The sequence below is a fragment of the Mesorhizobium sp. W016 genome (assembly GCF_054719485.1).
In genome coordinates, this window is sequence record NZ_JBTTIF010000002.1 from 3,617,342 (window position 1) to 3,639,419 (window position 22,078).

At 60.7% G+C, this 22,078-nt stretch carries 18 protein-coding genes; 3 read left to right on the forward strand and 15 right to left on the reverse strand.

What is annotated here, in order from left to right; genetic code table 11:
• The first annotated feature begins 178 nt into the window (after nucleotides 1-178).
• On the forward strand, nucleotides 179-1,573 hold the full coding sequence (locus ACYG9V_RS17930) for a hypothetical protein (protein WP_352764957.1): 1,395 nt from the start codon (nucleotides 179-181) through the stop codon (nucleotides 1,571-1,573).
• Between the two features lie 282 nt (nucleotides 1,574-1,855).
• On the opposite strand, the gene ACYG9V_RS17935 is transcribed toward ACYG9V_RS17930, so the two are convergent.
• Nucleotides 1,856-2,479 (reverse strand): hypothetical protein, encoded by a 624-nt coding sequence (locus ACYG9V_RS17935; protein ID WP_352764958.1) that lies wholly within the window; start codon nucleotides 2,477-2,479, stop codon nucleotides 1,856-1,858.
• Between the two features lie 991 nt (nucleotides 2,480-3,470).
• On the opposite strand from ACYG9V_RS17935, the gene ACYG9V_RS17940 reads away from it, so the two are divergent.
• Nucleotides 3,471-4,655 (forward strand): helix-turn-helix transcriptional regulator, encoded by a 1,185-nt coding sequence (locus ACYG9V_RS17940; protein WP_352764959.1) that lies wholly within the window; start codon nucleotides 3,471-3,473, stop codon nucleotides 4,653-4,655.
• A gap of 310 nt (nucleotides 4,656-4,965) precedes the next feature.
• Here ACYG9V_RS17940 and ACYG9V_RS17945 read toward each other — a convergent pair whose 3' ends face one another.
• The 14 genes from ACYG9V_RS17945 to ACYG9V_RS18010 form a co-directional block, all read right to left on the reverse strand.
• The gene (locus ACYG9V_RS17945) at nucleotides 4,966-5,289 is read right to left on the reverse strand and encodes a hypothetical protein (protein WP_352764961.1); all 324 of its coding nucleotides are present in this window, start codon (nucleotides 5,287-5,289) and stop codon (nucleotides 4,966-4,968) included.
• 59 nt (nucleotides 5,290-5,348) lie between these two features.
• Nucleotides 5,349-5,630, reverse strand: coding sequence for a hypothetical protein (locus tag ACYG9V_RS17950; protein WP_352764962.1), 282 nt, complete (start codon nucleotides 5,628-5,630; stop codon nucleotides 5,349-5,351).
• Nucleotides 5,631-5,671: 41 nt separating this feature from the next.
• A complete protein-coding gene (locus tag ACYG9V_RS17955) occupies nucleotides 5,672-6,076 on the reverse strand; it encodes a hypothetical protein (RefSeq protein WP_352764963.1) in 405 nt (134 codons plus the stop codon).
• A 345-nt stretch (nucleotides 6,077-6,421) separates the two neighbouring features.
• On the reverse strand, nucleotides 6,422-7,414 hold the full coding sequence (locus ACYG9V_RS17960) for a PAN domain-containing protein (RefSeq protein WP_352764965.1): 993 nt from the start codon (nucleotides 7,412-7,414) through the stop codon (nucleotides 6,422-6,424).
• Nucleotides 7,415-7,450: 36 nt separating this feature from the next.
• Complete coding sequence (locus ACYG9V_RS17965) at nucleotides 7,451-8,143, reverse strand: PAN domain-containing protein (RefSeq protein WP_352764966.1); 693 nt, start codon at nucleotides 8,141-8,143, stop codon at nucleotides 7,451-7,453.
• A 34-nt stretch (nucleotides 8,144-8,177) separates the two neighbouring features.
• Entirely contained in the window at nucleotides 8,178-8,816 is a 639-nt protein-coding gene (locus ACYG9V_RS17970; RefSeq protein WP_352764968.1) for a PAN domain-containing protein, read from the reverse strand.
• Nucleotides 8,817-8,844: 28 nt separating this feature from the next.
• Entirely contained in the window at nucleotides 8,845-10,026 is a 1,182-nt protein-coding gene (locus tag ACYG9V_RS17975; protein ID WP_352764969.1) for a glycoside hydrolase family 3 protein, read from the reverse strand.
• A gap of 3 nt (nucleotides 10,027-10,029) precedes the next feature.
• Nucleotides 10,030-10,860, reverse strand: coding sequence for a PAN domain-containing protein (locus tag ACYG9V_RS17980; protein WP_352764971.1), 831 nt, complete (start codon nucleotides 10,858-10,860; stop codon nucleotides 10,030-10,032).
• A gap of 107 nt (nucleotides 10,861-10,967) precedes the next feature.
• Nucleotides 10,968-11,711: a PAN domain-containing protein gene (locus ACYG9V_RS17985; RefSeq protein ID WP_352764972.1), complete on the reverse strand. Its 744-nt coding sequence runs from the start codon at nucleotides 11,709-11,711 to the stop codon at nucleotides 10,968-10,970.
• Nucleotides 11,712-11,773: 62 nt separating this feature from the next.
• Entirely contained in the window at nucleotides 11,774-12,721 is a 948-nt protein-coding gene (locus ACYG9V_RS17990) for a hypothetical protein (protein WP_352764973.1), read from the reverse strand.
• A complete protein-coding gene (locus ACYG9V_RS17995) occupies nucleotides 12,718-15,420 on the reverse strand; it encodes a virulence factor SrfC family protein (RefSeq protein ID WP_352764975.1) in 2,703 nt (900 codons plus the stop codon). Before ACYG9V_RS17995 ends, ACYG9V_RS17990 begins: the two co-directional genes overlap by 4 nt.
• A gap of 10 nt (nucleotides 15,421-15,430) precedes the next feature.
• Nucleotides 15,431-18,556 carry a virulence factor SrfB gene (locus ACYG9V_RS18000; RefSeq protein WP_352764976.1) on the reverse strand — a complete coding sequence of 1,042 codons (3,126 nt, stop codon included), beginning with the start codon at nucleotides 18,554-18,556 and terminating at the stop codon, nucleotides 15,431-15,433.
• Between the two features lie 37 nt (nucleotides 18,557-18,593).
• Nucleotides 18,594-19,835 (reverse strand): hypothetical protein, encoded by a 1,242-nt coding sequence (locus ACYG9V_RS18005; protein ID WP_352764977.1) that lies wholly within the window; start codon nucleotides 19,833-19,835, stop codon nucleotides 18,594-18,596.
• A complete protein-coding gene (locus tag ACYG9V_RS18010) occupies nucleotides 19,832-20,767 on the reverse strand; it encodes a hypothetical protein (protein ID WP_460221991.1) in 936 nt (311 codons plus the stop codon). Before ACYG9V_RS18010 ends, ACYG9V_RS18005 begins: the two co-directional genes overlap by 4 nt.
• A gap of 445 nt (nucleotides 20,768-21,212) precedes the next feature.
• On the opposite strand from ACYG9V_RS18010, the gene ACYG9V_RS18015 reads away from it, so the two are divergent.
• Entirely contained in the window at nucleotides 21,213-22,004 is a 792-nt protein-coding gene (locus ACYG9V_RS18015) for a PAN domain-containing protein (protein ID WP_352765025.1), read from the forward strand.
• Nucleotides 22,005-22,078 lie beyond the last annotated feature (74 nt).

A 22,078-nucleotide genomic window follows, 5' to 3' on the forward strand; every position in this document is an offset into this window, starting at 1 on the left:
TTTCACTTTTCCTACAACGGTACACACGCCGCTTTATCTGGTATCGCTCCGCAATTCTGAAACGCCGCGTCGCGGATGTCGCTTGCGCCCCTCAAGCGATCACAACTCGTCGAGTGCCCGGCTCAGCCTGAAAGCACGCAATGGCTGATATTCCGACCGTCAGTTGGTGGCAGCGATTATGCGGACGGATATCGGTCGTTGTTACTTTTTTTACGGACGTTTATGCTGGCGGCCAGACACCGACAAGATGGAAGCGAAAGCCGCGGCTGAGATGGCGAAGAAGTACAACCGAATTGCTGACCTGCCATCTACGGAGGAACTCTCGGCCGCGCTCCCTGCAGTGCGAGCGGGGCGTTTTCTAGCGAAGCTAGCCCTCAGGACGGGTTTTGGAGGTGACAAGGCGAAGCAAGTTGTGGACAGTGCAGATCAGCTTCTCGCGCAATCCGAAATCCTCAATCTTCCCGACCGCTTTAACGCGGTATTCGCAGAACGCAGTTGGTTCGCGACCTCATCCATGTCGGTGAACGCGATGCGTGTTGCATTGGAGAAGCATAGAGAAGGTGATACGGATTCAGGGGAAGAGGTCCTAATTGACTGGGTACTAGACCCAGAGACCATCAACCTCTTCGCCATCACACGGAGCAAGTCTTTCGGCGATGTGCACGGTCGATGGCATCAGCTGCGCGAGGCACTCGCGCTGACCGAAGAAGGCCGCTACTGGTCCGCAGTTCCGCTAGTCCTGATAGCCTGCGATGGTTTTGCGTCCGATGTGCTGGGAACCTCTCCGTTCGAAAAAAATGCAGACCTGAGTTTGTTCGACTCGATGGTAGCTCACTCTTCTTCGCTGCCAGCGGCGATCGAGCGGATTACGAAGGGAGTGCGCAAGTCGAGCGACGATGCACTGTCCGTGCCGCTTCGGCACGGCATCCTTCACGGCCGGTCGCTGGGATACGCTAATCGTACAGTCTGCGGGAAGGCTTGGATGCTGATGATCGCGTTGGTCGATTGGGCGGCAGACAAACGGGACGAGGAGGCGCGACGGGCGAAAGACCAGGCGCGACGATCCACAAACTGGGGCGACATCTCTAAATCGGTGCAGAAGAACCGCGCGGACCGGGCGTCTATCGAAGCGTTCGTGCCTCGCCGGTGGGAGGGGCCATTCGCCGGGGACATGGCTGAGGACGAGCCTCCGTTTGCGTTCCGGGAGTTCCTCGCTGGCTGGCAGACCAGGAACTTCGGCCTCATGGCGAAGCGAGCCGTCAACATTACACAGCAGAAACATGGGCATCTCGCAGGGCGTATGCGAGCAGATGTGGAGCATGTGGAACTCGTTGAGTTCGATATGCTCTCGGTGTCTCAGACAACGGTCGTACGGGCGGAAGCGCACGTTCGAATGCTCGGTCAAAGTATAAAAGGAAATGTCAGCGGCAATTTTTTGATCCCGGCATTCCGTCATACGGCCAATGGTGACATCGCCATGCCGACTGATGAAGGCATCTGGCAGGTCCAACAGGGGTGCATCTTCGATCTGCTACACGAACGGAAAATCGAGAAGCGCGAGGCCCGACTGTGACGCTCTCTAGTAAGACGCGCTAGCCGAAGCAGTTATTCGGATTGCGCATGACATCGGTCGGAATCGCTCAAAGCGCCACCTCGTAAGGGAGACAGGAAAGGACGCAATGGGGTCGAAGCCCGGCGATGATGATCAGGTCCGCGAGCTTCAACGATGGCGGGATCTTCTTGTCGATGCGAGCGACCTGGGGCGGGCGAGGCACAATCAGCAAAAAGAGGCTGCCCAGCAGCTGCGCCCAGTTATCGGTAAAATCCGTGGGGCAAGTAACGCTGCTGCCGGGGGTCAACCTCCCTCGGCAGATATTTTGCAACGGAAAAGGTTCACTCTCAGGTCTTGAAACGGGTCTCCTTCGCTTGAGGCTCGCCATTTGTTTAGCGATGCCTGGAGATCGGAAATGGCTTTGTATGCCTCATCCCGAGCGATGCACTGAGATAAACTCACAGTCATGTGAACGTTGAAGCTTGGAGCCCTGGAAAAAAAGCTATTGCAGTAGTCGACGGCGCAGGCGTGAAGGCCTGCTGACATATCCGCCGCCTTCTTGTTTTCCTCTTGAGCCTTTCCATCTGCAGTGTCTCTGTCTAGATACGCGGTACAGCGACCGACGCTCACATCTTTTGGCTGGATCGGCGACGTGGACGAAAGGCTCTCCGGCTCCGAGTTGGAACCACCCAATACTGTTCTGTAGGGCGTGCTGTTCACATAATATTCGACTCGTGAGCATGTTGCAGCAGAACTGTGAATCATCAGCTCAGCAGCGTAGCTCTTCTTAGATCCTGAGGTGCTCAGAACTTCGATCGTGCCCGCACAGGAGCCGATTTTCTGATTGAAATCACAGTCCGCTGCTATCGCAGGGGCATTGGCAATCGCGATAAAAAGAGAACAAACAATTCCTTGAAAATAACGCATCGTCATTACTCCCACTTGCCCGGTAACTAGAAAATCAGGGTCGGCTCGAAGAGTCTAGAGTCCTCAGACGGCAGGTGAATCGGTTCTCGCGTGATGCGCGCGCCATCCCGCTAATCCGTGACCCGCGGTGCAGCCTGCATCGCAGTGTGCGATCTCTCCCGGACCATCAGTTTCCCAACGGTGGTCTGCTAAGGGATCCACTTCCATCCCCAACAGGCTGAAGGGCATTTCGCAGCCAGGAAGCCTTGGATTTGCTTGACACAGACATGTAGGCGTCTGGGCGTTGGCGGGCTCTGAGCATGATGCGCTCGACGACGAATTGGAACGGTGACGAACCGCTTTGGCGATGAGCCCGCCGTTACTCCTCCTGTGACGCCAGCCACCGTTGCACCAACGATCACGGTGCCAAGACCCGCACCGGAGCCGGCCCCCTCCGCAACAAGAGCCGCGCCTCCGCGTTCGCCAATCCTGAATGTCTTGACGTGTGTCACTACAGGCGCGGTGCCGGTCTTGTCAGCGCCTATCGTCACAACGTCCTGAAGCCTTGTTCCATCCGCCAGTCGGTAAGGCGCCAGTACTTGTGTACCCGATACCGCGCAACCTGTGAGCATAACAATGCCTGCCACCATAGTGACTTAATTCTCACTCGATGAGTAGCGATGAAATACGAAAGATGATGAGTAAGCGAGTTGGACATAGATCCCCCATGCAGCGCCGTCTTTGTCGACGAAATCTACCCGCGAACGACTAGCAGACGGAGGATCGGCTGCCCCCCCCCAAACGGGGGATGCCGAGCCTTTAGAAGTGTTAAATGGTGCAGACTTCATGCAAAGGCTGGCAACCCATCAACGCTTGTGCCACGTTTGCCAACGAGTTTCGGAGGGAGATGGTGTTAGCCAGAGCGAGAAGGGAAATTCACATCTCGATTGCTTACAGACCTCCTACCGTGGAGCGTCCATGAGTACTTCAGACGGCCCCAATGCGAGCGATCATGGCGTCGAGTGAAAAACAGTTGTCGTCTCAGATTGCAGACCTCAACACGGTCATCAACGCTGCAGCCTGTGATGCAAATCGCTGGGCTGATGTCGCCGGGGCGCTGCAGGGCTTTATCCCTGGATCAAAGATCTTGTTTCAGGTGGTGGAGAAAGAAAGCACCGTTGTGCATCAGGTTGTCTATTCAGGCTTCAACGACAAAACCATTCAGGCTTACGGTGATCATTATTGGAAGCTTAATCCCTGGACCAGCGGTACGAACGAGATGCATATGTCGTCGTTCAAGAGCTCATCAGAACTATATCCTGACAAATTGTTGAGGAAGACGGAATTCTTCACTGATCTTGTGGATCCGGAGCGTGAGTGCGATGGAGCCACGGCTCTGAAATTTGCAGCGCATAGCGATCGATATGCGGTTCTGGCCGTGCATCATGATTTCCGGCATCATGAGCAGACCCATGCTCGAAGTCGAGCCTTGCTTCAGACCGTTGTTCCTGCCCTGCGAACCGCGCTCGAATTAAACCGTCTCACCAACCCAACGTTTCACCTCCCAGGAGGACGTGGGCTAATTGACCAACTCGTCGACGCGGCAATGGTCGTTGATCAAGATTGTCGACTTCTGGCGTCCAACGTACCAGCAAACCGGGTTTTAACCGATGCCCGGGTTTTGTTGGTCAAGGCGAAGGACACAGTAGAGATCAAGGACTCGGAGGCGAATGCGGCCTTCGCCCGGCTTGTCAGAGATAGCTGTGCTGTTTTTCAGGACCGGGCTAGGCCGAACGATTTGATCGTCAACACCCGATCGGGAGGGTACGTCATTACGTGCGTGCCGATGGCGATAGAGCAAACAAGTGCGCTGCCAGCAGGACTCTTGTCGATTTTCGCTCCAAGAACGGTGTCCTTGGTCATCGTCCGCCCTCGCGCAAGTCAAGACGCGTCAATAGTAGTTGACGATCTGCGTCGACATTTCGGGCTTACTACAGCCGAAGTCGGGCTCATTCTAGAGTTTGGACGCGGCGGCACCCTGTCGGAAATCGCCGATCGGCTTGGGGTTTCGCGGTCGACCGTTCAATCGCACCTCAAGTCGATCTTCGCTAAGACTGGCACCTCCAAACAGAGAGATGTCGTCACGCTCGTCACAAGCCGTGCAGCTACCGGCAGGCAGTTTTTTCTCGACGATTGAATAGGATATTGGTCGACAATGGCCGCATTCTTGCTCGGCTAACCTTCAGAACTGCACTTGGGATCGCCGAAAGCGCATGTCTTGAATTTCGATCGTTCGTCCACGCACTTATCGATGACGGCCTGCACCTCGCGCCTGCAGGTTGAAATGTCCTCGTCGTTGTAGGACGAGGCGCAACCTCGAAGCTCCTCCGCGTACATCTCGTCGCAAATCTGCACCGGAGTGGCTCCGGCGGGATTTGATACAAGTAGGAGTAGAATGGCAGCGAATAAACGAAACATCTCGCGCATCTCCCGACTTATTCCAGTCTCTACTGAGAGCAAGCGCTTGCTTGTTCTTGCCGAGCTTCGTTGAGGTGCTCCCTGAACGAGGCTCGCATTTTCCTGAGGGCGGGGGTGTCTTTATCGCACCTCTCTAGCAGGCCAAGCGATGTCGAGAACAGCAGCACGCCATCATTGGCGCTACCGCAGACACCGTTGTTCTCATGGGAATTTATGGTATCGACCGTGGGCTGGATGAGGCGCGTAAGCTCATCATCTGTGCATGCCGCATCGGCTCTTGCTGGCTGGACAAAACTGAGCGCAAGGGGCAATACGCCCAATAAAAGCGCCGCATGCGTCGAGACTTTTGACATCGTTCAATCTCCGTGCTGTTGTTGCCTGTGTTTCCAAGGATGTTCGGATGCCGTCTGCGTCAGTTAACCTTGTAGTTGTTTCGCATTTTGGTTATGAATGGATCCGGCTCGGAATTGTTTGTTTCGTCGTGCGCGCATTCGACGGCGCGAGCTTGCTGCTCTTCGAGAGCCTGAGCAGCGTTCCGCTTTTCAGCCCGATTCGAACTTGGAACCGAGTCGTAGTATTGCTTGAGTTCGAAGACGCGGTTGACCTCGGCACCGCAGCTCCCCGCATAGGCGTGGATTGACATGGCTGCCACGATCGACACGGAAAGCAGCGTCGGGATGAGTAATCTAAGCATGGAATTGATCTCCTTCATGTTTCGATTGGGTAGTGTCTGTCTCAGAACTTGTTTTCAGTCGCTTGGCAAACGCCCGTCACGATCTTACTCGGGTCGCCGTTGTCGATGATCTGTATGCGGCCCGTTCCGCGATCGATCGAAAACAGGCTGTCGGCCCTCGTGAACGTGATCGTCGATTTGGAGATCGCCACGCCTCGTTGCGGCTCTGCGCCCATCAACAGCACTGATCGCGCATCGACGTCGACCGTCATCATCAGGTTTGGCGGATTCTTCAGATCGTTGCCGTTGACGTCTTTCATAAGGAGGCAAGACAGTGTCAGCTCGCCCGCGACGGCAGGAACATTCGGAGAGAAGGCTATCGCCAGCCCGGCGCAAACTATGTAAGCAACGGGCTGACCGTACCGTGTTCTCGTATGTCCTGAAGTTGCAACATTGCTCTTGGCCATTTTGCCTGCCCCCGATGTCTCAAGGAGTTGAGCAGTTCCACAGGGCCGAAACATCCCTCGTTCGGGGGAGAAAGTTTGCTGAACTAGTTTATTTCCAGCTCATTCCGAGTAGAATAGCTTCGAAGGTACTGTTTAATTAGTATTCTGGAATCGACTTGCGAACTGAACGTGAGGCTGGCGCGGGGCAGATTGAGGAGCGCGGTTGCCTCATAAACGCGGCGGCTTGTGATGGCGCCAAGTGGGTCGACATGGCCGATGCGATCCGGAGCTGCCAGTAGCAGCAGCCGTGCGTTCAGGCGTGGAGTCCTTTGCGGTACCGCAAGTAGGACACGGCTCGCCTCCCGATCAGTCTTGGCGTTTCGCGCCGCTGTCAGTTCCCCGGCTGCTTGAATATTCACCCGGTTGATCGAATAGCACGCAGCGCTTCTGGGACTGGGTGAATCCGAAAGCGATGCATTGGGTCTGTGACGAGCAATCCCGTTCGCACTCGTCGCGGCTGCGGGCAGCCAGCACCCGGAACCCGTTCCCCGAAAAAGCCTTGCCGTTGAAATACTCGAAATACGGAGCCGCGCTCGATGCCGGCGGAGTTTCATCCCCCGAGATGACGCCGCTGGTGGCGCGGGCGTTCATCGAGAGCCGACCAGGCCGCTCCTTGAGGAAGCACTTCCGGTTCCATGCGTCGTAAGTGAAAGCCCTGCACCAGCCTCCTGAGGTTCGGCACATGGATTCGCATTGATCCACGCTTTCCGTTTGACGTGTCTCGGCCGCTTCACTTTTGAGATCCCTGTTGAGGAAACGCCTGAAAGTGGAAGGGGGCGGTGTTACGGCCACTGCCTGCTGCTCCGGCGGGTCAGGCTGTGGCGGCGGTTCGGCAGACTGCGGAGGGGCAGGCGGATTGACTGGCGGACCGTAGCCAGTGACAAGGCTGCGGGTGGCGGCCGTATGTCTCTGGCTCTGCATCGCGGTCCCTACGCTCGCGAACAGCCTGCAGACGCTGCGATCCGACGAATGGTCAAAGCCGGCGCATCCCGAGCGCGCTGAACAAAGGTTCCTGCAGGCCTCCAGAGGAACGTTGACCGTGGCGCTGACGGTTCCGTTCAGGAAAGTCTGCGGGTAGCGGAAGAGCTCCTCTGTCGACTGCGCGTTCGCGGTCCGAACTCCGGACGATAGAAAGACGGCAGCCGCAATTGCGCCCACCATTCCCAGGAGAAGTCCTGCGATTCTATCGTAAGAGCGCTGGCGGCGAATGCCGTTCACGAAAGTCCGCAGACAAGGAGATTGCATGTCGGCTGGCGGCTCGGGCACCAGGCACATCCGTTGATTGTTCATTTGGGTCATTGGTTGCCTCTCTCGGCCGCTTTCCCGAACAACATCTCAAAAGCTCCCGGGGCCGCTCACCGGACATCTCCGGGATGCGGGCACCGAAAAGGTCCCGAAATGATTGTTGCAGATGCGGAACTTGGACTGACGTGCGGCTGGGGCTGGCGCCGCCGGCGCTGGTACTGGCGTTGGCTTTGCTGGCGGCCGCGGTCTTGCCGTCTCGCGTTTCTTTTCCCGTTTCGGCTTCGCGCGGACGACCGGCGCAGGCTCCCGCGTTTTCTGCGATGTGGATTCCTGCTTCTTGGCTTCCGGCGGCCCTTTCGTTTGAGCCGGGACAGGCGGATTGGCCGGCGGAAGGTAACCCGTGACCAGACTGCGGGTTCCGGCGATGTATTGCTGGTTTTGGCTCGCGCCGCCGACGCTCGCGAACAGCCTGCAGATTTGGTTCGACGACGAGTAATCGAAGCCGAGGCAGCCTGACCGCGCCGAGCAGAATACCTTGCAGGACTCCAGCGGCACGCTGACCGTGGCGCTGACGGTCCCGCGCAGGAGGGTCTGCGGGTAACGGAACAGCTCCTCGGACGATTGGGCGTTCGCAGGCCGCAATCCGCCCGACGGAACGACTGCAGCCGCAATTGCGACTGCCACTCCCAAGAGCAGTCCGGCGGCTCTGTCGCGAGGACGGTATTCGCGGAGCGGACGAACGGCGACGAGCCTGACCAGCCATCTGAATTGTCGCAACCTCACTTCGTGGTTCTCCTGATCGCGCGCCCGCTCGAATTCACATGCCGGGCGAGCAGACTTCGTTCGCCGGCACTTGGAAAACGCCTCTCACAGTCGTGCACATCTTGAATCGGCCGCCTTGCTTCGCGGCAGCCCCTGTACGCTGCGGCGAAGACGGCGCAGCGGCAGGCGGCTTGGGCTTGGGCGCGACGGAAGGCGATGCGGATTTGCGAACGCCGTTCTTTCGCGCGCTTTTCGGGGCCTCGGCCGGCTTCGGAGTGGGCGCATCCCGAGGCTTAGGCGCCTCCGCCTCTGCTGGCTTGGGCGATGGAGCCTGCACCGGCGGATTGGCTGGCGGACGGTAACCCGTGACGAGACTGCGGGTGCCGGCGACGCCTGGCTGGCTTTCCTCCGCGCCGTCCACGCTCGAGAACAGCCTGCAAAGTCCGTCCGACGACGAGTGGTCGAAGCCAACGCATCCAGTACGGGCGACGCAGAGTTTCCTGCACGACTCGATCGGCACGCTGACCGTCGCGCTGACGGCTCCGTCCAGGAGGGTCCGCGGGTAATCGAAGAACTCTCCTGCCGACTGCGCGTTCGCTGGCCGCATCCCGGTTGGCGGCACGACAGCGGCAACCGCGCCTGCCATTCCCAAGAGAAGTCCCGCTGTACAGTGACGAAGGCGATACGCCAGCATGCTGCCTCCTTGCCTGGGCGCGCCAGCGCTACCGTTCCCGTACAATGGTCGTTTCCTGGGACACGGCCGGCGTAAGCTTCCTTTTCAGGCGCATGACGTTTTCATAGGATTCTTGAATCCGCTCGAGCATTTCCGGGTCCTTGCGCGCTTCTTCAGACAGGAGGGCGGCGACCTTTTCCGGGACCTGGGGATCTGGATGTTTGTCGTTGGCGAATATCAGGATGTCGTTGCCTGCTCGAACGGCGCGCAGCACAGAATCCTCGAAGCTGATGTTGTCGGTAATGGCCTGCATCTGCATGTCGTCGCTGATGACCACGCCCTTGAAGTGCATGTTGTCCCGCAGCAGCCCGGTCAACGTCGCGCGGGAAAGCGAGGAGGGGATTTGGTCCGAAAAGGACAGCTTGTCATTTATCACATGCGCGGACATGACCATGTCGACATCCCCCGACGCGATCAGGTTCCTGTAGGGGATAAGTTCCTTGTCGCTCCATGTCTTGGAAACGTCGGCCATGCCTTTGTGGCTGTCCTTGGTGCTGGAGCCGTGTCCCGGGAAGTGTTTCAAGGCCGTCAGCACTCCCTTTGCCCGATGCGCTTCGATGAAGACCTTCGCATATGTCTCGACCGTCTGAGGATCGGCGGAAAAGCTCCTGCCAAGCTTGCCAATAATTGGGTTCGCCGGGTTGACGTTGAGGTCGACGACCGGAGCCAGGTTGAGGTTGAACCCCAGGTCCGAGAGGGCGGAAGCGAGGTTCTGGTAAATCGCGGCGGCCTTGGCGGGACTCATTGACTTGGCCACAGTCGACTCGCTTGGCGTCTCCTTGAACCCGATGGCGCCCGTCAGCCTCTGGATGCGGCCACCCTCCTGGTCGACCGCGATCAGCAGCGGTGTTGCCGCGAACCGCTGCAGGCCTTCGTTCAGTTGCCGCACCTGCCTCAGGCTGTCGATATTGCGCCCCAGATAGATGACGCCTGTTATCTTGCCTTCTTTCGCCTGCCCGACGACCCTCGCGTAGCCGTCGGCGTCCGGCTCGCTGCCGAGGAAGCCAACAAGCACCATCTGCCCGATCATCTGGCGCAGCGTGGCGTCGTCGACGACGCTGCGCTGCGCGTTCGGGATATGGGATCCTGGGACCGGGTCAGCCTTCAGCGGGGCGCAAAGGCCAAAGAGGGCGCAGGCGAAGGCGATGTAAGATGTGATCCGCTGCGGCATGTTTCAGTCCCTCGGAGCCACAGCACGCACGAAGTCGGGAGTGACCGTCCGGCTGTTTTTTCGCGCCGACGTCATGCCTTTTCTCCGCACCGGGTAGAGGCTTGTTCCGTTGACCAGGAAACATCGGTTGGGACGCGCGGTCACCCAGGTGAATCCGCCGCAGCCGCCGTCCGAACTACATTGCTGCATGCATTCCTGGTACGAGATGGCAGATGACTCCATGCTGTTTCCAATGAGACCGCTCGTAGTGAAAAGCTCCCAATCGGCATTCAAGGTCGGAGGAGGGGCCGATGGCTTTGCCTTGAAATAGAGGCCAGAACGTCCCAGCGGGTAGGACTGCACGAAATCGAAGCCGGATTTCAGGAAGCATCGGTTCACTTCCTGGTTGTAGGTGAACGCCCGGCAGGAGGTTCGGCTGTCACACAGGGCCGAACAGCTTTCGGCATTGGGCGCATCCAGGCCTTTCGTCACGAGATCCCCGCCCCAGAGGTCAACGCCGCTGAAGGACGCGTAGTACCAGGACTCGGCGTTGGCGGGATCGCGGTAGCCTGGAATCTTCTGGCGCGCGCCGCCCGTCGAGAGCGGATCGGACTGCGCTGACGCGACTGCTGGAAACAAGCGGCAGAGATTGGTCACGGAGGAATGGTCGAAGCCGGCGCAGCCGGAACGCTCCTGGCAGATTTTGCGGCAGTCGTCCAAGGGCCGCCGGAACTCGGCGCTGGCGCTTCCCGTCAGCGCCGTCGCTGGATAGTCGAGGAATTCTCCGCCAGACTCCTGTGCTGACGCCGTCGGTGCAATTCCGGGCATCGCAAGCGAAAATGACAGCAGAAGCAAGGACGATGCTATCACCGCCGCGGCCATGCGCAACCGACGACCCCCCTGCCGCATTCCCGCTTCCCCCCTTGCCCAGCCCGTGAAACCGATACGAAAGCGCGGCCGGGTCAAGGACTGATCGATCCTTCGCAGTAGGTGGTGCGAAGGAAATTCTCGTATGCGTTGGCGTGGCTCGAACCTGTGTCGCTGGCATCGAGGCAAAGCGAACTCAGCAGGTTGTTGGCTTGCGCATTGCCCTCCAGCGCGAGCTCGAAATACGAACGCGCCGCCTTGTTGGAGTCGATCGCGTCGACGCGGTCCGGGGCGAAAGTCCTCGGGTCGTACCATTTCGCCATTTCGAGCTTCGCGTCCTGGTTGCCTCGCTGCATTGCGAGATTGATCGCCTGCAGGCCGACGCTCCGGTCTCCGCGCTTGAAAGCCTCCTTGCTCAGGGCGAAGAGCTCATGGCCGTCAGTGTCCGTCTCCTTGAGCTTCGCCAGCCTGGCTGCAAGCGGAGGATTTGTCGGATCGGTGTAGTTCGAAAGGAGGCTTCGCGTTTCCGCGGTCGAACCCACGTTCACGCGTCCGGCTCCTACGCTCGCGAACAGGCGGCACTCGTCCTTCTGAGAGTGGTCAAACCCCTGACATCCGGAACGCGCCTCGCAGAGTTTCCGGCATTCTTCCATCGGCTTGGAAAACTGGGCGCTGACGATCCCGTTCAGCACGGTGTCAGGGTAGTTGAAAAGCTCGTTGGCCGTTGAACTTTCCTGTGCTCCCGCCGACACGGTAAGGCTCAGCAGCATTGTGGCGGCTACAGCGGCCATGTACCCCCTGAAGGGGAGAAAATACTTGTCTAAGCTGCTCTTCAGCATGCTTTTGTCCCTCTGACGGTTCCATAGGCGGCGCATTTGCCGGACCTTGTGATTTTCGATCATTATTCCAGCGTCCCCTCGCAGTAAGTGTCCCTCAGGAATCCGCTGAACGCGGGATCCTGAGACGAACTCGCGCTCTTCGCGCAGAGGGAACGGAGCAGTTCCTTGGCCGCTGTCTGGCCTTCTATCGACAGCTCGAAATAGTACCTGGCCGCCCTGTTGGCGTCGGCTCGATCGGCTTTGGCGGGGTCAAAGGAAGCTGGATCGTACCAGCGCGCGATTTCGAGTTTTGCATCCTTGTTGCCCCGCTCCATCGCAAGATTGATCGCCTGCAAGCCAATTCCGCCGTCGCCTTCCCGGTAGGCGTCGCCGCTCAGGGCGAACAGTTCATGGCCGTCCGTGTCCGTCAGTTTCAGCCTCTCGAAACGCGCGAGCAAAGGCTCGGGCTGGGGCCTATTGGCGATGTAGTACCCTCCGCCAGCCACGAGCAGCGCCAGCGGGATCAGGAGGTAAAGGAACCGCCACTTCGACTTCGGCGGCTGGGCCACAGGCTGAGGTTTCGGCGGCTCCGCCGCCCGAGGCAGCTCCACGGCCTGTTCGACAGCCTCTTCCATCTCCCGCTCGATGGCTTGGGGGGACGCTGTCTTGAAAGGGGTCAGTTCCTGTGACCAAGCCCCCGGGCTGGGCGGGATCGGCGGCCAGAAAGCGCTCCCCTCTATGTCATGGCCTTCGACTTCGATCTTCACCTGCAGGTCGACCGGAATCTGGTCGCAGACCTCGGGCCCGACAACTACCGTGGCCGAATTAGCGCCGCGGCTGACGACCGCCGCATCTACGGTTGCCGGACGCGCCTGCCAACCGGCGCCGCCAAGATAGGGAGCGTCCTTGGACTTGCGCATGATCGACAGCCGCACCCTTTGGGAGCTGCCCAATTCCTGCGGGAACGTGATCAGGGCATGCCCGAACAGGCGTGTCTCGTCCTCGCTGACTTTGACGGCAACCTTGTTCATCGAACCGTCCCAGCGGGCGTGGCAAGCAGCGGCGCCGAGTCATCAAGCGCGTCCAGGATGGCTCTCAGGCGCTCGTTCTCCTCGACGTTGATGGTGATCCCTTCGCCCGAGAGGACGTTATCGGTGACCGCCTGGTGGAAGGCGTACATCCATTCCGAGAGCGCGAGGTAGGAGAAGTTCCGTCGCTCCACGCCAAGGCCGTCGCAGTCGGAAACGGTCGGACGGCGGGCGAACACCCTGACTTCGCCGTTCTCAGTGCCGTCTGGAGCCAGTGGCCGCTTGTTCTCGGGCATCGCGTCGAAGCCTAGCGTGCTGACGAAACGGTTGATGTGGCTCGTTGCGAGAAAGCCAGCCTTTTCGAGCAGGACGTCGGATCTCTCGACCGAGCTCCCCGATAGCTTGGCGAGATCCGCGGCTATGCGTGCTTCGAGGCCCGACCGCCGGGCCGCGGCAGTCAGTTCGGCTACCAGCTCGCTTGCGGACTCCTGCCCGAGGCCAATGGCCTGCAGCGCATTGTCGTTTCTCGCGAGGGCGAAGAGGCTGTCCGTCCAATGCCTGATGGCAGAGCGGGCGAGATAGGTCTCGCGAGGCAAGGCTTTCTGCGAAACCGATTCCCCGGAGGAAACCGCGGCAGCGGCCACCTTCTTCTTGCCGGGCAGGGGAGGGGCTCCGGGGCGCGGCGGCGTCGGGCGCTTTTTCGCCGCGGCTTCGGCTCGCCCTTCGGAACCTTCCTCCGGCGCGTTCTGGCGCTTGAGGCGGTTCCCATATTCGATGTGAAGGTGTTCGGAGATTCCGTTCTGCGATATCTGCAGCATCTTCATGGCGGTTCCGAAGTGGTCCCGTTCCCAGACCTCGGTGAGGTTTGCCAGAATCTGGTCGGAAACCTCACGGCGCTCGGCAATGCGCTTGTTGATGTCGCTCTCGATGAAATACGGAGCGAGCACGCGGCGGATATCGTGGGCGATGTTCCCGACGCGGCCACGTATCTGTCCGTATTTGATCTCGGGGCGGCAGATGGCCGCGAGGTTTTCCGCCAGATAGCTTACGCCGCCATCGTTCAGCCTCAGGGCCTCGTCGAAGGCCTTGGCCGGCTCCCGGAAATGCTGCTGGACTTCGCTGACCTGAAGATACGCCTCCCGCAGGGCGGCGACCTTCGCGACCTTGTCGGGCAGGATCTCGATCTCGGTGCCGCCCTTGTACTTGATCAGGGACTCTGCCTTGAAGTTCGGGTTGCGTAGCCAGTAGGAGTTGTTGAAAGGCTTGTTCGGCATCCATTCGAACGGCCACTTGTGGGCCTTGCCGAAAAAGCGCGTCAGCGAGGCGCCCAGGCGCGCGCTGAAACGATCCGCCAGGCTCTGTCCCTCCTCGCCCGCCTTTTCGCTGAAGTGCATGTCGAACATCGTCAGCACCAGGAACAGCGCGGTCTCGGTCCTCCCGCGGTCGAACGGGCTTTCCCCGTGCGAGGTCCGGATCCAGTCGTCGATCATGTCAGGAAGGGTCGCCACGTCCTGGTTCGAGGGCTTGATGCAGAGGAGCATGCTCGAAAGTTCCTGCTCCGCCACGTAGCGGTCGAAGAGATATGCGACCTTGCCCCGGACGAAGAGTTCCTTGAGCGCGTCGGGATTGCCCTCGATGAAGGCCTGCAGGTCCACTTTCTGCCTGCTGCGGGCGCCCGGAAAGTCCAGGAGGTCAGTGTGCTCGAAGAAGGGCCATGGCTGTTCCGATATCGCTATCCGCAGTTCAGCCACCAATGCGGTGATCACGGGTCTCGGCAATGAAACCGCCGATCCTTTCATTGGCCTGATCAGCAGCTCGTCCCGGCCGGATTTTCCGAGCCCCCGCAGCGTCTCGACGTCTATGATGCTGCTTTCCCGGGGAACCAGCGCCTCGATAGGGCAGTAGGCGTCCTTGGCAAACCCGAGGCTCTCGAGGGCGGTGACGAGTTCAACGTAGAGATCGGTGAATTCCGGCAGCCCGCCCCATAGCACGGAAAAGAGGTCGGCGCGGTCGGCAATGGAGAGCCGGGAGGCAAGGAAGGCCGCTTCCTCCCAGTAGGCCCCCAGCGTTTCGATGTTGGCCAGGCCTGCGAACTGCTTCTCGAAATACTCCTGAAGGTCCCACACGTCCTCCTCTGCCAGTCCGTCCGAGGCTGCCTGCGGCCGCGCCCGGCTTTTTGCTTGTTCAAGAGCGGACAGGACGGCGTCGGAAGTCAGCGGCGCGCGTTTCTTCGCGTCCCCGTCAAGAAAGAAGCTGTTGCCCAGCACCTTGGCCACGTCCGTTTCGCTCAGCATCCTCAGCACGACGGGCGCGCCCGCAGGACTTGGCTCTTCCCGGACCGAAAAGCGGGTGACGAGCCCGGTCGACTCCCGGTCGCCGCCGGGGTTGATCTCCCGGATGAAGTCGACCTCCCGCCCGAGATCGCCGAAACGGGCCATCAGGGGCGCGCTTCCGTTGCGGGCAAGCACCGACACCAGATAGGACTTGCCCGCCTGGCTGGGTCCGAACACCCCGACGCACATGGGGCGGTCGATGGCCAGCATCGCCTTTCGGGTGGCGACTATGGATTTCCTGAGCTGCTGCTCGGCGATCGGGCGCGTGCTGCCCACCCGCTCCGCGTTCGCGGAGGCTCCTATCCAGACAAGTCCCTCCTGCGCTGATTTCAGCGCGGTGTCGCAGGTCTTTTTCAACTCTTTACGCATGCTTCAGCTTTCACTGGATGGAGATAATTCCGGTATCGAGCCAGTAACCGTCGCCCGCCTCGACCGCGAGCGTGTCCAGCTTCAGCTCCATGATGCGCTTGACCGGAGAGCCGTCGGCGTCCTCCGCGTCCTGGATCACGAATTCCTCGCGGGTCGCCTCGCTCGTGAGAAGCGCGATCTCGTTCGCGTCGTCGTCCTCGGGCGCCTGCACGTTGCGGGCGATCGTGACGCGGACCGGCTTTTTCACGCTTCGCGCCGACCGCGTCTGCGCGGTCGTCAGCTTGTAGAGCGGCGTCGCCACCCAGCGCTCCAGCGGAAGCTGCCTGAAGCCGATGCGCAGCGGGCTGTGGTAGTCGAACTCCGCCTCGGCTTCCGCCGTTGCGGCGTCGAGGTCGATGTCCGAGAAAAGCAGGGTTTCGTCCGGCAGCGCCGAGCTGCCCTGAAGCCGCCCGATGTACCGGGCCGTCGACTTCATCCGGAGATACTGGGAGTAGAGGGTGAAGTTGGTGATCTGCCGCTCCGAGAGCGCGCACAGCATGGCGCCCACGACGGCGGTCGTCTTCGGGTCGTCGATGTGCGTGTTGCTGACGCCCCGGAAGGGATACCACGTGCCTACGCGATAGTCCCTGATCGGGATGACGCGGTCAGGCAGGACCGACATCTTGTTCATGAACAGGCTTATCATCTGCGGCAGGCGCATCGGCCGCCCGGTCAGGAGCACAACGTCCGCGTCCAGATGGTTGATCGCTTCCGCGATGTTGTCGAAGACGCCGTCGAAGATCGACAGGACGCACTCTTCGACGGCAAGCGGGTCGACCGCTATGTCGCAGTCGGCGATCGTGAACTCTCCGGCGCCTAGCGCGCCTATGCTGTCCTTGAGATATCCGAGGATGCGCGCGTCCACCGGGATGTCGCCTCCGGCCGTCGTCCTCCCCCCGGTCTCGAAGAAGCTGCCCGCCTTCCGGATTTCAGTCTTGCGGCTCGTCGCCGGCATGGCTTCGCATTCGGAGAGGACCGCGATGGCGATCGGCTGCAGGACCTGCAGCACGAACTGGCGGCGCAGGTGCTTTTCCTGCTCCGACATGTTCGGATTGTCGCCCGCGAAGCGGTCCTTGAGATAGTTCCGCGCGTTCGGAAGGCCCGCTTGGGCGAGCCCTTCCTCTAGCCTCGGTATGACAAGCCGCTCGATGACCACCTTGAGAAGGTCGTCGCCCGCGATGCGGAACCCCTCCCGGAAATTCTGGTCGGGGAACAGGGCGACGTTGTCCGTCTGGAAGTAGGTCGTGACCATGAGGTCGGTGGTGCCGCCGCCCACGTCGACGCTGGCGACGCGCAGGGACCGCTCGAGCTTCTCCTTGCCCTTGGAGGGCGGGAGCGTTTTCGGCCGCTCCCTGTCCTTGCCGAGCATGTCGAACAGCGTCCTGATGGACCCGCCCAGCTTGTGCACGGCCTCGCCGTAGAGATAGACGAGATGAACCGAACTCGCCTCGTCCCAGGAGCAGTGGATTTCCGGGCGCTGGCTGTTTATGCCGCTGTCGCTGTCGCCCCATCCCGACAGGGACCAGAGGAGCTTCACCGCTGCTTCGGCGCGCGACCGGAGGATGCGCTGCTCCTGGATCGGGGTAGCCGACGGGATCGTCAGGATGATCCTCCGCAGCCGACGCGGAGAGTCTTTGAGCCTCCTCTCCCGGCGAGTGCCGGGGTTGTTCATCATCGACATCGCCTGCGCGATGATTTCGACGAGCATGAAGGTGAAGAAGGACGACCTCGAGAAGCAGAAGCGGCTCGCCGTCTGCAGTTCGCTCTCTTTGACCTTCAGCTTGAACTGGCGCCTGTCGCTCTCGAGCTGCTCCAGGACGTCACCGCGGTCGTTTATGAAGCGGTACATGGAGCGCTCGATCAGCGGCTCCGTCCCCGCATGGCCCGCCGAGGCCGAACGGAACTTCCACTCCTGGAGAACCGGATCGGAACTCCACAGGTACCGCTTCGGCGAAGAAAGCCCCGTCGCGGCCTCGGTGCCTTCCGACTCTCCGCGCAGGCGCGAGGCTTCGGGGCCGATGCGGAGCAGGCTTGGCCAGAAGAACGCCCGGGGACGGCCGGACCGCCTCGCGATGTCTTCCGGGCCGAATTCGCCTGCCACCAGCTCGCACTGGCTTTCGAAGGGATCGCGATAGACTAGTTCGGGCTTGGAGAGATCGCGCAGCTCCAGGACGACGGAGTTGTTGAGGTCGACGTTCACGTCGTCGGGGAACGACTGGATCAGAAGTCCGCACGACCGCGAGTTACCGATGTCGAGCACCAGGTCGACGTCGACCGGATGGACGTTCCTGTTGTCGCTGACCGTATCGATGAGGGTGACGCGAACGGGCTTGATCACGCTGGCGAGAAACTGGACGAAGGTAATGTACCGGGCGAGGTGCTCGAACTGGAAAGGAAAGTCCTCGGGCCTCAGCTCCTTGCCCTTCCGCTGGAGTTTCTTGAAGGAATGGAGGATGTCCCTCAGCCAGTCGTCCAGCCACTTCTGCGCGTCCACTGGCCCTTGGCCGGGAACGTCGACCTTGTGCGACAGGAACGAGATGACGTCGGGGAGCTGACTGACGAACCGGAACGATTCGGTCCGCATCGCGTCCTCAGGACAGGGAGCGAGGTAGGGACGGTTCGTCTTGCGGGGCGCGAGCGAGCTGTCGAATGCGAAGATCGCCCTGTGCGTTCCCTTCCGGTCGCCGTGGGCGTTCCGCGTCTCCGTAACCCTCACCCGGACCCAGTCGGTCGGGCCCTGCGCGTATATTTCGTTGCCCAGCGAGTCTTTGCCGGGTTCGATCTTGAAGAACGGCACCGGAACCCAGCGGTCGAGGAAGGTCTCGAGCGCCCTCGATTTCGCGATGTCGTACACCACGTCGTCGCCTTTCGGGGGGTAGGGCGGCTGGTCCGAGTCAGGATCGTCATCGTTCCAGTTCGGAAGCAGGCGGATCAGCGTCTTTCCATCCGAACCCGTTTCGCCAGGCGACAGCCGCTCGATGAACGACCTCGACAGGCGCGGAGAAGCGTCGAAGTCGAACCCGAACTCGACGAACTGGATGCCACTGTCAGGCACTAGCGTGAAGCCATCGCTGAAATCGGCGAGGTTGGTCAGCATTGAGTCGTCCTGTCAGGCTTGTTTCGGCTTGCCGTAGTCATGGGACGTCGAACTCCATGACCTTCAGTTGCGTAGCGTCGCTGGGTTTCACTTCGCTCAGGGAACCGGGCTGGTTAGTAGTGGAATCACCCCTCTTCAGGAGGACGGTGAAGTCGGTTTGCACTGACGGGTCATCCCGGCGATCGAAGAGGTTTACGAAAACTTCGTAGTGGCCCGGCGGTGGATCGTCCGCCCACCTTATGTGTTCGATAGGCTCATTGCTCATTCGTTTGGGAACATTCATATCGATATCGAGCGTGCCGCCGCATGCGGATTGTCGCCGATCCACCATTTCGCCGCTGGGGCATTTCACGGCAAGATCCAAATCCGTGCGGTTGTTCCAAGTGAGAGCTACCTCCATCTTGCCGTGAAGTCCCTGCTCGCGGTCGACGCGCTTCTTGGCTACCGCCGCCTGATCTTGCGAGGCCTGCTGGCACGAGCTCATATGCTGGCGCAGCCGCCCCTCGATCGCAGTGGCCTCGGAAATCAGCTCCTGCGTTCGCAGGCTGGCTTGATCGACGGCTGGCGCCGGCGCGACAAGTGCGCAATACGCGCCCCCGCCCTTTCCGAATGCCGTTACGCCGAAAGGAAGGACCAAGCCGCAGGCGGGCAGCAGCAGCCACGCGGTCGCCCCCGCGAGCGCGATGGGAACAAGCCAAAGCAGCCAGCGGGCGATCGGCCGCCACCGGGAAGGCCCGGCGGGCAGCACGGGCCGCTCCACCACTGCATCCGGAACGGGCGTCGGCGGCCGGTCCCGGGCGACCGCAGCAATCTGCCCCCGGCCGCTGGTCTCCGCGTCATGTTTTTCATAACCCCATGCAGTGAGGACGAGGACTCCGCCGCTCCCGTCGGAATCGCCGGAGACCCACACGTTCTCGTCGTCGGGGAATGTCACCGCGTTGCGCAGCGCGGTAGCCGTCGACCGGGCCGCCGGGTCGGTGCGAGCCTCGTGCGCGGCGGCGGCACGGAGAACTGAGCGGACGGATTGGTCCAGCCGCGCCTTGTAGACGGACGCCGTTTCGGGCGGGAGGTCCGTCAGGCGGACAAGCGGCTCGTCTCGTTCGGTGTACCAGTCGATCCCCGAGCCGTCCTTGCGTGGCACTGGTTCGGCCAGCTCGAGCCCGATGCCTCCGGGGAATTCCCGCCCGAGCACGGCTTGGAGCCTATGGACCGAGCGCTCCGCGGTCGATCCGAGGGATCGCATCAGGCTGAGGGTCGTGGTGGCGACGAACTGGCTCATTGGGCCGGGCCTTCGGCTGGCGACTGGGCGGCGGGTCCACCGCTTCCGTTGTCAAGGAGTGGACCAAGAACAGAAGAATCCGTCTCGCATCCAGTTTTCGTGAGCTCGGCATTCATTTTGGCGATCCGCTCTTCAATGATGCGGTTGACCTCATCGCTGTTCACGGGAGCTGCCGTCCGCGGGGGAAGCGCCTGCGGGTAAACGAGGTTGCCAGGCCAGGCCGCGTAGATCAGGCTGGCGGCGAACACTAGCGAAAGGGCAGCTATGGGCCAAAGCCAAGCCTGCCTGTTTCTCGCCGAGGCCGCTGGCTGAGCCTCTCGGGCGGATGCTGCGGCGGGTTCGGGAACAATCACGCGCCGCGGGGGAGACAGTCCGGCGGTGGCGAAACCTCCGACGGCGGCCCAGGGCTGCCCCGGCACCCGGGGAGACATGCCGCTTGGAAGGTAGGGGCCGATCGTCTTCTCGCTATGCCGGACGAATGCGGCGCGGGAGGAGCGGGCTTCCTCAGGCAGGATCCCCCAATTCGTAAGGACGGCGTTCTCGCCGACGGCAACGATCGAGGCTTCGTCCGCGACGTTGAGCATCGCCGCAACGGTCTCGCCTATTCCCTGGTCTGCCAGGGCCGGACGAAGCGCTTCGATCCGCGCGGCCAGGTTCGACTCGATCCTCGCCCGCTTTCCTCGGTCGAGTTCGCCCAGCCGCTTCGGCTCGTCGTCAAAGCTGCTGAACCACGCCACGGCCAGGCGCCCGCCCTCCTGCTCCTTGGCGTTCGGTTCGGCGAAAAGCCGTGACGCATCGTCACCGCACAGTTCGTCTATGCGGGCGAATGTCGTTTCGCAGTCGCGCCAAAGCGGCTTGCCGTCGACGGCCAACACGTCATCGGCACGCACGGACGTTGAACGAACGAAGTGGACATTGCCCCCTCGAGCCATTTAGGCACCTTCCCTTAGCCGCAAGAAATCGTTAACTATGCGGCGCCCCATCCGGCATACTTCGACGGAAAAAAACGCAGTGTCAACGAGCGCTCAAGTAGATTCGACTCAGATGCTTAACCTGTAGCGGACCGCAGGCTATTTCCCGTCTTAGCGCCAATTCTAGTTGAATTGCATTTTGGCATTGCACATCCCCCATTTGGGGTGGAAATGCAAAAACTGGAGGATTACGGTCGCGCCGGGCCGAATTTGCCGAGGGCAACAGGGGCATTGCCAACGTCAAAAGAAAAATGGGCCAACGGGAACGATCGCGATCTGTCATGAGGTTTCTGGATAGCCGTCTAACTGGCCTTCCTCCTCGCCAGCCATGACGTCAAAGTTAGCGAACTTGGCTGACTTGTCGGTCAAGTCCCGCTTGAAACAGAATAATAGTGACACGGGAAACATGTTTGCGCATCTTTTTTTCTGCGGATACCGAGAGCTCCTACTTAGAGCCGCTGGCTCGTCTCTGGCAGCTCTCGTCGTTCTGGTTGGCATCCAACCAATCGGCGCGCAGACCACGGCAGTGTTCTTCGACTATCCCGGGACCTCACTGAACGGGGTTGTCAGCGCGCAGGTCATCGCACCCCTGCAGGCATGTCGATCCCTTTGCACCTCGCGTTCGGGCTGCGTAGGTTTTGATCACTCGTCCGCCGACAACAGTTGTCGGCTTTTGGCAGGGGTCAGCTCCGCCGGGGAAAGCCGGGCGTCGACAGCAGCTACGCGGAATCTGATCATTGGGTATCGTCCTCCCTCAAACCCGCCCGCAACGCCTTCCGCCGCCCAGCCAAAAGTTTCACGCGCGGCGCCGCCGAACATCAGTGGCCGCAAGGTGAGTTATCGATCGATTCCCGGCGACCCCAGGCCGATAGGCTGGGTGTATATCAATGTCTGCAGCGGAGCCCCGGTGGAAGCGGATTCACTTCGCAGTTCTATCAACGGATTTGTTTTTGAGTCATTGCGGCTCATTCCGGGCAGGATTGAACAGTTTGACAGGAGTACCACACCGCAATGTGCGCTCGTACCCAAGGCCGTCGGGTATGCCTCGCCGGGCGCCGAGGAGTGGAGAATCGGAGCGGCGCTAGAGGAGATGCGTCCGCTCCTTCGTCCTGCCGGAGTGGGAACACGGGCGGACGGTCTATTGCCCATGCAAGGTTCCGACCGATACCGCATCGACATATGGCTTAGCCACGAGTGAATTTCCCGGCTACTCTATCGGGCGCAGCAGCTAGCGTTGATGTCTGCGCGTAAGCCTCTCAATTGCCCAGTTCT

What these genes read in the sequence shown, in the direction of transcription:
- ACYG9V_RS17930 (WP_352764957.1), top strand. Translation starts at nt 179, where the DNA reads ATGCGGACGGATATCGGTCGTTGTTACTTTTTTTACGGACGTTTATGC.
- ACYG9V_RS17935 (WP_352764958.1), bottom strand. Translation starts at nt 2,479, where the DNA reads ATGCGTTATTTTCAAGGAATTGTTTGTTCTCTTTTTATCGCGATTGCC.
- ACYG9V_RS17940 (WP_352764959.1), top strand. Translation starts at nt 3,471, where the DNA reads ATGGCGTCGAGTGAAAAACAGTTGTCGTCTCAGATTGCAGACCTCAAC.
- ACYG9V_RS17945 (WP_352764961.1), bottom strand. Translation starts at nt 5,289, where the DNA reads ATGTCAAAAGTCTCGACGCATGCGGCGCTTTTATTGGGCGTATTGCCC.
- ACYG9V_RS17950 (WP_352764962.1), bottom strand. Translation starts at nt 5,630, where the DNA reads ATGCTTAGATTACTCATCCCGACGCTGCTTTCCGTGTCGATCGTGGCA.
- ACYG9V_RS17955 (WP_352764963.1), bottom strand. Translation starts at nt 6,076, where the DNA reads ATGGCCAAGAGCAATGTTGCAACTTCAGGACATACGAGAACACGGTAC.
- ACYG9V_RS17960 (WP_352764965.1), bottom strand. Translation starts at nt 7,414, where the DNA reads ATGACCCAAATGAACAATCAACGGATGTGCCTGGTGCCCGAGCCGCCA.
- ACYG9V_RS17970 (WP_352764968.1), bottom strand. Translation starts at nt 8,816, where the DNA reads ATGCTGGCGTATCGCCTTCGTCACTGTACAGCGGGACTTCTCTTGGGA.
- ACYG9V_RS17975 (WP_352764969.1), bottom strand. Translation starts at nt 10,026, where the DNA reads ATGCCGCAGCGGATCACATCTTACATCGCCTTCGCCTGCGCCCTCTTT.
- ACYG9V_RS17985 (WP_352764972.1), bottom strand. Translation starts at nt 11,711, where the DNA reads ATGCTGAAGAGCAGCTTAGACAAGTATTTTCTCCCCTTCAGGGGGTAC.
- ACYG9V_RS17990 (WP_352764973.1), bottom strand. Translation starts at nt 12,721, where the DNA reads ATGAACAAGGTTGCCGTCAAAGTCAGCGAGGACGAGACACGCCTGTTC.
- ACYG9V_RS17995 (WP_352764975.1), bottom strand. Translation starts at nt 15,420, where the DNA reads ATGCGTAAAGAGTTGAAAAAGACCTGCGACACCGCGCTGAAATCAGCG.
- ACYG9V_RS18000 (WP_352764976.1), bottom strand. Translation starts at nt 18,556, where the DNA reads ATGCTGACCAACCTCGCCGATTTCAGCGATGGCTTCACGCTAGTGCCT.
- ACYG9V_RS18005 (WP_352764977.1), bottom strand. Translation starts at nt 19,835, where the DNA reads ATGAGCCAGTTCGTCGCCACCACGACCCTCAGCCTGATGCGATCCCTC.
- ACYG9V_RS18010 (WP_460221991.1), bottom strand. Translation starts at nt 20,767, where the DNA reads ATGGCTCGAGGGGGCAATGTCCACTTCGTTCGTTCAACGTCCGTGCGT.
- ACYG9V_RS18015 (WP_352765025.1), top strand. Translation starts at nt 21,213, where the DNA reads ATGTTTGCGCATCTTTTTTTCTGCGGATACCGAGAGCTCCTACTTAGA.